11 protein-coding genes are annotated in these 10,455 nt (G+C 31.8%); 9 read left to right on the top strand and 2 right to left on the bottom strand.

Annotated elements, in window-relative coordinates; all coding sequences use genetic code 11:
• The first annotated feature begins 379 nt into the window (after positions 1 to 379).
• The 9 genes from KJ849_02675 (at position 380) to gatC (ending at position 8,684) form a co-directional block, all read left to right on the top strand.
• Entirely contained in the window at positions 380 to 1,339 is a 960-nt protein-coding gene (locus KJ849_02675) for a bifunctional oligoribonuclease/PAP phosphatase NrnA (protein ID MBU2599465.1), read from the top strand.
• A 338-nt stretch (positions 1,340 to 1,677) separates the two neighbouring features.
• A complete protein-coding gene (locus tag KJ849_02670; GenBank protein MBU2599464.1) occupies positions 1,678 to 3,474 on the top strand; it encodes a carboxypeptidase regulatory-like domain-containing protein in 1,797 nt (598 codons plus the stop codon).
• Positions 3,475 to 3,712: 238 nt separating this feature from the next.
• A complete protein-coding gene (rfbB, locus tag KJ849_02665; protein MBU2599463.1) occupies positions 3,713 to 4,732 on the top strand; it encodes a dTDP-glucose 4,6-dehydratase in 1,020 nt (339 codons plus the stop codon).
• Between the two features lie 115 nt (positions 4,733 to 4,847).
• Positions 4,848 to 5,303: a dTDP-4-dehydrorhamnose 3,5-epimerase family protein gene (locus KJ849_02660; GenBank protein MBU2599462.1), complete on the top strand. Its 456-nt coding sequence runs from the start codon at positions 4,848 to 4,850 to the stop codon at positions 5,301 to 5,303.
• An 87-nt stretch (positions 5,304 to 5,390) separates the two neighbouring features.
• On the top strand, positions 5,391 to 5,906 hold the full coding sequence (locus tag KJ849_02655) for a CarD family transcriptional regulator (protein MBU2599461.1): 516 nt from the start codon (positions 5,391 to 5,393) through the stop codon (positions 5,904 to 5,906).
• Between the two features lie 119 nt (positions 5,907 to 6,025).
• Positions 6,026 to 6,985 carry a TRAM domain-containing protein gene (locus KJ849_02650; protein MBU2599460.1) on the top strand — a complete coding sequence of 320 codons (960 nt, stop codon included), beginning with the start codon at positions 6,026 to 6,028 and terminating at the stop codon, positions 6,983 to 6,985.
• Positions 6,986 to 7,054: 69 nt separating this feature from the next.
• The gene (ispD, locus tag KJ849_02645) at positions 7,055 to 7,744 is read left to right on the top strand and encodes a 2-C-methyl-D-erythritol 4-phosphate cytidylyltransferase (protein ID MBU2599459.1); all 690 of its coding nucleotides are present in this window, start codon (positions 7,055 to 7,057) and stop codon (positions 7,742 to 7,744) included.
• Positions 7,745 to 7,841: 97 nt separating this feature from the next.
• On the top strand, positions 7,842 to 8,315 hold the full coding sequence (gene ispF, locus KJ849_02640) for a 2-C-methyl-D-erythritol 2,4-cyclodiphosphate synthase (protein MBU2599458.1): 474 nt from the start codon (positions 7,842 to 7,844) through the stop codon (positions 8,313 to 8,315).
• Positions 8,316 to 8,396: 81 nt separating this feature from the next.
• Positions 8,397 to 8,684, top strand: coding sequence for an Asp-tRNA(Asn)/Glu-tRNA(Gln) amidotransferase subunit GatC (gene gatC / locus KJ849_02635; GenBank protein ID MBU2599457.1), 288 nt, complete (start codon positions 8,397 to 8,399; stop codon positions 8,682 to 8,684).
• Between the two features lie 125 nt (positions 8,685 to 8,809).
• On the opposite strand, the gene speB is transcribed toward gatC, so the two are convergent.
• Together speB and speD are read right to left on the bottom strand one after the other, a co-directional pair.
• Positions 8,810 to 9,709: an agmatinase gene (gene speB / locus KJ849_02630; GenBank protein MBU2599456.1), complete on the bottom strand. Its 900-nt coding sequence runs from the start codon at positions 9,707 to 9,709 to the stop codon at positions 8,810 to 8,812.
• Between the two features lie 104 nt (positions 9,710 to 9,813).
• Positions 9,814 to 10,236 (bottom strand): adenosylmethionine decarboxylase, encoded by a 423-nt coding sequence (gene speD, locus KJ849_02625; GenBank protein ID MBU2599455.1) that lies wholly within the window; start codon positions 10,234 to 10,236, stop codon positions 9,814 to 9,816.
• Between the last annotated feature and the right edge of the window lie 219 nt (positions 10,237 to 10,455).

The raw sequence follows: 10,455 nt of genomic DNA, 5'->3' as shown, positions 1-10,455 counted from the left end.
GCAAATATCTTTGCCTCAAGTATTTTAACACTGAAAGGGAAAAAGTAATTTTACATTTTGATATGTAATTTTGACATTTGCTATTTGATTTTTAATTTTACATAAGGGAATATTTTAGCAAAGTTTTTGCCAAAGTTGAGTAACTACTATATAATAACACATCTAATTTTTTTAATGACTTTCTATGGTTTTTTTGATAATCTTTGATCTTAATAGTTTTGTAAATCTTTGAGGATTATACTATAACTCAATAAAACTCAATGACTTATTGCCAGAAAAGAGAAGTAATTTATTTTTAGTAACTTGCAGAACAAGAAGTTAAGAAGAGGCTCTCTTTAAACTTTAAACAATTAACATTGTTAAAAAAAGAGGTTATTTTTTGGATAATCTTTATGCTATTAAAAATCTTCTTAAAGAAGAAAACAACTTCTTAATTACCTCCCATATCCGACCAGATGGAGATGCTATTGGCAGCCAACTTGCTTTAGCCTATCTCTTAAAAAGACTAAGAAAAAAGGTAACTATTATTAATCAAGATAAGATTCCTCAACACTTTGCCTTTTTGCCTGATAGTCATTTAATCTCAACTAATCTCGAAACAAAAAAGATCTTTGATGTTGCGATTATCTTAGATTGCAGTGAATGGGAGAGAATAGGCAAGGTTAAAGAAATAGTTCAAAGTTCTAAGATAATTATCAATATCGACCATCATTTAAATAGCTATGGGTTAGGAAGATTTAATCTTCTTAATTCCCAAGCTAGTTCAGTAGGAGAAATGATCTTCCAAATAGCTAAAGAAATTCCTGTAGAATTAGATCAGGCTTTAGCTACGCTCTTATATACAGCTATCTTAACTGATACTGGTTCTTTCCGTTTTTCTAATAGCAATTCTTTTACTCACCAAATAGTTTCTGAATTGTTAACCCATAACTTAAATTCTTCTAAAATCTATAATCTTATTTACGAAAATAATCCTCCTGGGATGATTAATCTTTTAGCCTTATGTCTTTCTACTTTAACTTTATTTTGCTATAAAAAAGTAGCTCTGGTCTCTTTGACTGAAGAAACGAGGAAAGAGAGTAAAGCTGAGCATATAGAAACAGAAATGGTCACTAATTTATTACTTTCCATAGCTTCTGTAGAAGTAGCTATCTTTATCCGAGAAATAAAAGATAATATGCTTAGGATTAATTTTAGATCTAAAGATAAGGTTGATGTGAATAAATTAGCTCGTTTATTTGGTGGAGGAGGTCATAAACAAGCAGCTGGATGTACTCTTTATGGCCAGATAGATTTGGTTCAAAAAAATATAATTAAAGAGATAAAAAAATATCTTTAAACAAATCAAGATGGCTATTAACAAGATGGCTATTAATATGTAATATATAAGTAAGTCGTCAGCAGTCAACTAAAGCTAACAAAATCAGGTAGTAGCGTCTCTGACAAAATACTCCTCTCTTTTGCTTTAATGGACTTATTTCTAATAAAACTGTTAGCTGAAAGCTGATACCTGAATGCTTACAATATGCTTACAATATTAAAATAGTGAGATAACCTAAATTTTATCCTTATCTTTATTTTAAAAAGATGTATTCAAGACAATATTTATTAGCCAGCATTATTTTCTTTTTAGTATTCATTGGTGGGTGCAAAGGATGCTATTATGAAAAGAATACCTTGAGTCTTCCTGAAAGTAAGTTAGATTCATGGGCAAAGAAAGAGAGGTTACTGAAGGAAAGTGCTCCTCCAAAGGAGAAAATTAAGGAGGTAGTAATTTCCGAAATCCAAAAAGGAACTACTATTTCTTCGACCTCAGAGGTAAATGTATTTTTTGCTACTTCTATAGTTAGAGTGGAGATGAATTCTGCAAGCAATAAAGGTAATAGTACTTATGATTTTGTTTATAAAGAGAGCAAAGAGAATGAAGTTTTAAGGTTAATTCGAGGAGTAATAACTTTTAACTATCTTTGGAAAGAGATTTTAAAAATTTGGGTAGAAATAGGACATCAAGTAAAAACTAAGCCACCAGAAGATATGGGTATCATTACAGGACGAGTTATTAATGCTCTTACCCATAATCCTATGGCGGGGGTATTAGTTTATGGAGAAGAACATACTAAAACTCCTCATGGGTATACTTTATCTTATCGCACCAACAATGAAGGGTGTTTCTCTATAGAATATATACCCGTAGGAAGTTACTATATTTATGCAAAGAAAGAGGGTTTTACCAAGAGTTTATTAGTAGGGGTGGAGGTGAAAAAAGATAAAAGAACAGACCTGGAAGTTATTTCTTTATTGCCTCGAGAAACATCTAAAATTACTCTTTTAAAAGGAAGAGTAATAGATAAGTCTACCACTCCAATCATGGGGGCTACTGTTTATTTAGAAAATTCTTTAGAAAAGAAGGCTTTATCAATAACGACCACTAATTTGAAAGGAGAATATACTTTATCTCTTGTTTCTTTAGGAAGATACAAGTTAGTGGCTTCAAAAGAGAGCATTTCTAATTATGTTAATTTAACTATTACTGAAGATGAGGCAACTAAAAAACAAGTAATAAAGGTTGAAGACATTATCTTTAGCAATCATCCTCCTTTCATTAGTCTCTTAAAAGCTGATCGAAAGATTATAGGAGTTAACGAAACGACGGTTATTAAAGTTAAAGCAAAGGATCTAGATAATGATAGGCTTTGGTATTACTGGGGTTGCGATAAAGGTAACTTTATTCAGATTGGCGAAGAGGAAGCTATTTGGCAAACTCCTTTTATTAATGGAACTTATCAGGTTTCAGTGACCGTAAAAGATAAAAAGAGTGGAGAAGCTTTTTCAAGTATTAACCTTCCTATTTGTTATTCTATTAAGACTAAAGATATCTTACCAGTTGATCTATGTTATCATAAAAATCTATTATATCTAGTTGATAATAAATCTAATTATATTAGACAATTTAGTCTTACTAAAGGAGAGGAAGTATCTAAGATCTTAGTCTCTTTGCCCCAACCTCAATTTAGCTTTAGTGGGATTACTTATGATGGGAGCCAATTTTATATTGCCGATAAAGAGAATGATAAGATCTATAAAGTTTCTAAGAAAGGAGAAATTATTTCTTCTTTTAATTCTCCAGGGGATACTCCTCAAGGTTTAGCCTACGATGGGAAACATATTTGGAATGTAGATTATAGAGAAAATAAATTATATAAGATAAATCCTGAAAATGGAGAAGTAATTTCTTCTTTTAATTCTTCAGGATCTTCTCCCAGGGGATTAGCTTTTGACGGAAGTTATCTTTGGAATAGTGATTCAGGTTCAGATTTTATCTATAAGATTGATTTTTCTACAGGCGTGGTGGTAGCTTCTTTTTCTGCGCCTCGAGGAGATCCTCGTGGTTTAGTCTATGATGGAACTTACCTTTGGTGTATAGATGAAGGAGTGGCAACTATTTATAGATTGAAAATTAGTGATTATCTTTAAGACAAAGTCCTGTGGTAATTTGTCTTAAAAATGAGTCGATTAATCAAATTCTACAAGATTAAGAAGGTATTCTGATGACTCAAGAAAATGTAATTTACAAACACCGATGAAAGGTGTTTTTATGATTACGAGGGGAATGTTTTATTGGATCGGGTTGCTTTACGAGAGAAGACCTGAATCTCTCTAAGGAGATGACCGAACCAGAAGTTCCGAAAAAATAAATCAAGGAGATAAAAAAATGAAGATATTAGTTACCGGAGGAGCAGGTTTTATTGGATCTAATTTTATCATCTACCTGCTTAATAAATATCCAGATTATAAGATTACTAACTTAGATGCCCTTACTTATGCAAGTAATTTAGATAATTTAGCGGAAGTGGAAACTTGTCCTAATTATGAGTTTGCCAGAGGGGATATTACCGATCAAAGACTTGTAGATAAGATTTTAAAAGATAAAGAGATAGAAGTAATTATTAATTTTGCTGCCGAATCTCATGTCGATCGAAGCATTGAAGAGGCAGAAGTCTTTATCAGGACTAATGTTTTAGGGACACAAGTACTACTTTCTTCCGCCAAGAGACAGGGTATCAGAAGATTTATTCAGATTTCAACTGACGAGGTATATGGCTCTTTAGGTTCTACGGGATATTTTACGGAAAGCACCCCTTTGTCTCCTAATTCTCCTTATTCTGCAAGTAAGGCAGGAGCAGATCTCTTGGTCTTGGCTTTTTGGCATACCCATAAATTTCCTGGAATAATCACTCGTTGTTCTAATAATTACGGTTTTTATCAATTTCCTGAAAAATTAATTCCCCTGATGATCTTAAATGCTTTGGAAGATAAATTCTTACCTGTTTATGGAGATGGGTTAAATGTTAGAGATTGGATATATGTAGAAGATCATTGTAGGGGCATTGATTTAGTTCTTCATAAAGGACAAGAGGGCGAGGTGTATAATTTTGGTGGAAACAGTGAAAAGACTAATCTTGAGACAGTTAGAACTATCTTGCAGTTGTTAAATAAACCAGAAAATTTAGTAAAGTATATCAAGGATCGACCAGGGCATGATAGAAGATACGCCATTGATTTTACTAAGGCAGAAAAAGAATTAGGTTGGAGACCGCAATACTCTTTCCAAGAAGGAATAAAGATGACTACAGAATGGTATGTCAAGAATTCCAAGTGGGTATATAGGGTGAAAAGTAAAGAGTACCTTGAATATTATGAAAAGATGTATGGAAATAAAGTAAACCTTTAATAAAAAGTTAGTCCGTGTTCAGTCGTCAGGTGTCAGCATAATAACTGAAAGCTGATACCTGAACGTTAACAAAAGTTAAAGTAGATCTTAAAGTTTATAAGAGAGGAGTAAGATGATGATAGAAGGAGTAAAGGCAAAAAAAATAAGAATTATTCCTGATGAACGAGGAAGATTAATGGAGATTTTAAGATGTGATGATGAAATCTTTACAAAATTTGGTCAGTTATACTTAACTACTGCTTATCCAGGGGTTGTTAAGGGATGGCATTATCATAAGGTGCAGTGCGATAATATGGTGGTAGCTTCTGGAATGATGAAGATTGTGTTATACGATAGCCGAGAAGATTCACCTACTTTTAAGGAGGTAAGTGAATTCTTTATGGGCGAACATAATCAAATCTTACTCCACATTCCCCCGTTAGTATACCATGGGTTTAAATGTATTAGCGAAGAAGAAGCTATGGTAATTAATTGCCCTACCGAACCTTATTGTTACCAACAACCAGATGAATATAGGGTAGATCCTCATCATAATGATATTCCTTATTCTTGGCAGCGAAAAGATGGATGAGCTCTTACTTTTTTATTTTATAAATTAGTAATAAGTTTTGACTTTTTCCTTAGTTTATGATAAGTTAAAGTTTAAAAGGGAGGGTGGATGTTTAAAATTGGGAGTAAAGTAGTTCATCCGCTGCATGGTGCAGGTATTATTGAACTAATTGAAGAAAAAGAAATACTACATCAGATTCGTCAGTATTATGTGATAAAGATTTCTGGTAGTAATATGAGGGTAATGGTTCCAGCAGACGCTGTTGAGAAAGTTGGAATAAGAGCAATTGTAGAGGAAGAAGAAGTAGACAAAATATTAGAATATTTAAAAGGTAATGTTTCCAAGGAAGAGATTTCAGATTGGAAAGTTAGATATTCAGTAAATTTAGATAAGATTAAGAGTGGTTCTATATGCAAGGTAGCGGAAGTAGCAAAGACTTTATTTATTAGAAACAAAGAAAAGAGCTTATCTTCTGGAGAAAAAAAACTTTTTGATAGTGCTTGCCAGCTTATTATTACTGAGTTAGCCTATGTTAAAAGGATGGAGATTGAAGAAGCAAGTTTAATCGTAAGAGGTATCTTAAAAAAGAGCGAGCAAGAAAGCGAAGAAGAAAGTATAGTTTAAATATTTAAGATGGGAATTTTTAATTAAAAAATTTAAAGAATAGAAGGGAGGTGAAAGAAAAAAGAAGGTCAGAAAAGGAGGTAATAAAATTGTTATCAAATAGCTTTCGTAGTCTGGTAATGGTGTTATGTATAGGAAGTGGTTATTTTATAGGAAAAAGCCTCCAGCACCCAATTTATTATGGAATTATTAGTAGTATTTTCTTAATTGTAATAATATTGTTAGTTGAGTTATATATTCAAAATATTCAAAAGATTTCTAGTAAAATTTTATGGTTAAGCTTTTTAGGATTATTTTCAGGCATAATCTTTTGTAATTTATTAATTGATTTTGTAAGTGATATTTTTGAGACAGGAAAAGTCATTAATCTCCCTACAAAGCTTTTATTGAATATTATTTTTGGTTGTTTAGGGACAATTATTGCAATTAAAAGTGAAAAGAGTGTTGGGGATTTTAATTTTAGGAAAAGTAAGATTACTAAAAATAGCCTAAAAATTTTAGATACTAGTGTCATCATTGATGGAAGAATTGCTGATATCTGTGAAGTTGGGTTTGTTGAGGGGATATTAATAGTCCCACGATTTGTTTTGAAAGAGTTACAATATATAGCTGATTCTCCAGATGCCTTAAAGAGAAATAGAGGCAGAAGAGGATTAGATGTTTTAAACAGAATTCAAAAGAAAGTAGGAGTTAAAATAGTCATTGAAGAGATTGATTATCTTAAAATTCATGAGGTTGATGCTAAGTTAGTAAAATTAGCAAAAGAGTTAAATGCTAAGATACTAACTAATGATTTTAATCTTAATAAGGTAGCTGAATTAGAAGGAGTATTAGTCTTAAATATTAATGAATTAGCAGAAGTTTTGCGACCAGTAGTTCTTCCTGGTGAAGCAATGAGGGTAAATATCATAAAAGAAGGTAAAGAAAAAGGACAGGGAATAACTTACCTTGATGATGGAACTATGGTGGTAATAGATAACGCCGCAAAATGCGTAGGACGAAAAGTAACGATAACAGTAGCTAGCGTCCTACAAACTACAGCCGGAAGGATGATTTTTGCTAATTTAGAGGAAAGCTAAAAGGAAAAGTAAAAAAGTTAGAGAAAAGCCAGAGCTAAAAAGCTCTGGCTTTTCTATTGAGGCGTGGTGATGGTTACAGCAATTATCGTGGCCGCTGGAGTGGGCCAAAGGATGGAGAAAGAAATTCCTAAGCAGTATTTAGGGATCATTAATAAACCTTTATTATTTTATACCTTAGACAAAATAGCCCTTTGTCCTAAAATAGATGAAATTATTGTAGTGGTCTCAGAAGATAGGATCAGTTACTGCCAAAAGGAGATAGTAGAAAAGTATAAAATTTCTAAAGTGAAAGAAATTGTTAAAGGAGGAAAAGAAAGACAAGATTCTGTCTATCTTGGTTTAAAAAAAGTTAGCCCCTCTACAGAGTTAGTCTTAATCCATGATGGGGTAAGACCACTAATTACCAATGTCTTATTAGAAGAGGTTATTTTAAGAACTATGGATGAAGATGCGGTAGTAGTAGGAAAACTAATTAGAGATACTATGGTGCTTAAGGGTAAAAGTTATTATATAGAGAAAACTTTAGAGAGAAAGAATGTTTATACTTTGGAAACACCACAATGTTTTAAATATGATTTAATTAAGCAAGCTTATCAAAAGGCTTATCAAGATAACTTTTATGGAACTGATGATACTTCTTTAGTAGTTAGAATAGGAAAAAAAGTAGCGATTATTGAAAATAATCAAGTAAATATCAAGGTTACTTATCCCCAAGATCTTCTTTTGGTAGAATACTTATTATTGAGAGATAAGATATAAAGATAAGCATTTAGCCGTCAGGTGTGAAATAATACAAGAAGATAATCTAAGATCTATTGAACTATTGAAAAATACAGTTAAGTAGGAATGTCTTTATATGATTAGATTTGGAATAGGATTTGATACTCATGAATTAGTAGAAGGAAGAGATTTGATTTTAGGAGGAGTAAAGATTCCCTTCTCTAAAGGGCTTTCTGGTCATTCTGATGCAGATGTCTTAGTTCATGGGATAATAGATGCTTTATTAGGAGCTTTAAATAAAGGGGATATTGGCCAGGTATTTGGTGTGGACAAGCCCGAAACTAAAGGAATTTCAAGTTTAGTATTATTAGAAAAAGTTTATTTAATAATGAAAGAGATGGGTTTTTCTTTAAATAATATCGATGTTACCATTATTGCTGAAAAACCAAGGTTAGCTCCCTATATTACTAAGATGAAAGAAAATATAGCTTTAACCTTGAAGGTTCAAATAGAGGAGATAAGCATTAAGGCTACAACAGCAAAGAAATTAGGTTTCATAGGAAGAGAACAAGCCATAGCTTCTTTAGTGGTAGGAAGTATAATTAAGTAAGGCTTTATGATTATCTGTTTTTTTACCAATATTTTTTTACCAACAACTAACCGCTGATAAAATTTTTAAAGAGGAATAAAAATGGCTAAAATCAATCAAGAAGATGTTGAATACTTAGCTCTTTTAGCTCGTTTAAATCTTAATGAAGAAGAAAAAAAGATGCTTTCTGAGCAAATAGAAGAGATCTTGAATTATGTAGAAAAAATAAATCAATTAAATACTGAAGATGTGTTGCCTACTTTTAATGTCCTTCCTTTGGGTGAAAAATTAAGAGAAGATAAGGCAAAACAAGAATTTAATTGTGAAGATCTTTTGAAGAATGCTCTTCAAAGAAAAGATAACTTCTTTAAAGTTCCTAAAGTAGTGTAAAATTTACCCTTTAAAAACTCTCTAATTCCTATACAAACAAGTTTATCTTTTATTGCTCGGGATTATTTCCTATGTCAAGTTTTCGTTAATAATGACTAAACTTCCTGACGGCTGAATGTTGGCAGTTAATTAAATTTATTTATATACATTAGAATTTTAAGAACTAATTGAGCTGCTAAGGCAGAAGAAGCACTATTGCCTTCCAGGGGGCATAATTCAGTAATATCAACGCCGACAATTCTTTTTTTCTTAATAATCTCTCTTATAAAGAATAGGAGTAAAGAATAGCTCATTCCTCCGGCTACAGGATTTCCTACCGCTGGCATAATAGAAGGGTCCAAAACATCTAAATCTATAGTCAGGTAAACTTGATCTTTAGTCTGACTAAGTATCTTTTTTAAGCATTTATCTTCTTCGTTTGTATCTTCGATGTAAAGAATAGGTAAGTTATTATTTATTACCAAAGAATATTCTTCTGAGGAGATGCTCCTTATCCCAACTTGAAAAACATTAGAAGTTATTTCTAAGATTCTTCTCATTGTGCAAGCATGGCTGTATTTACTTCCTTGATACATATCCCTTAAATCTGCATGAGCATCTAATTGCACCACCGAGAAATCTACTTTCTTTTTGGAAAGCGATTCCACCGAGGCTATAGATAAGGAATGCTCTCCTCCTAACATAAGGACAACCTTGTCATTGTCTAACAAGTCTTGATATATGCCAGAAAGATTTTTTATCATATCTTGAGGACTACTGACCAAGGGACTTACTTCAGGTAAAGTAAAAATATCAAGCTCACTTAAACTTTGCTTAGTCTCGATATCGTAATCCTCTAAATTAAAGGAGGCATTAATAATAAATAATGGCCCTTCTCTTGTTCCTGTCTTATAAGTAGTCGTGGCATCGTAAGGAACTGGCAAGATAACATATTTTGCTTTGTCAAAATCACTTTTATCTTGATGAATATTAGCAAAACTATAACGAGATATAAATTTATGGCTGTTGACTTCTAATTTACCCATATTTAAAATTTAATTACTCAACCCTATAGCTTAGCTATATTTTCCTTGTTTTCATACCTTGATTTATTTAATTTAATAGTAGAATGTATTTTAAATGAGAAGATTTAGCTTGTTTTCGTAGCTTGAAGCTGACATCTTTCAAGACTTACAACATTTGAAGCTTTTTCTATATTATGAGGATATTCTATTCCTCTCTCCAAAAGTTTTATTTGAGTCTTATTAATAGAAAAATTATCCTTCATAAGTTTTATAGCGGCTTCACTATCAAACACTTTACAAGAAAAGATATCTATATTTAAATATCTTTTTTCTGGGAAAGTATGAATACTAATGTGACTTTCAGCAATTAAGACAAAACCAGAAAGGCCCCAATCTTCAGGGTTTTTACCATGATATTTAAACACGTAAGGAGGCATAATCTTAGTCATGCTAATTTTTTCTGGAGTAACATCTAAAATGTTATAGATAAAATCTAAATCAATTAGTTTTTGATAATCAGCTTCATAGCCATCGACGATTAAATGCATAATAAACACCTCATAATTGCTTGAAAATATTCTTATAATTCTATAAAGAAATTAAATTTAGTCAACAATTATTTTTTCCTGTGTAATACCAAAATGAAAATGTCCTAATCTGGCAAAATGAAAATGTCCTGTTTAAGGATGTAAAATATCCCTCAAAAAAGGAGGGAGAAATGGAAGAAAAGGACATTTTCGAAATGAGCAAAAAAGAGTGGGCAAGAT

This window comes from bacterium (assembly GCA_018830565.1).
Taxonomy (GTDB): Bacteria; UBA9089; JAHJRX01; order JAHJRX01; family JAHJRX01; genus JAHJRX01.
The sequence above is the reverse complement of the archived record's forward strand: the minus strand, read 5'-3'. Positions and strand labels throughout refer to the sequence as shown.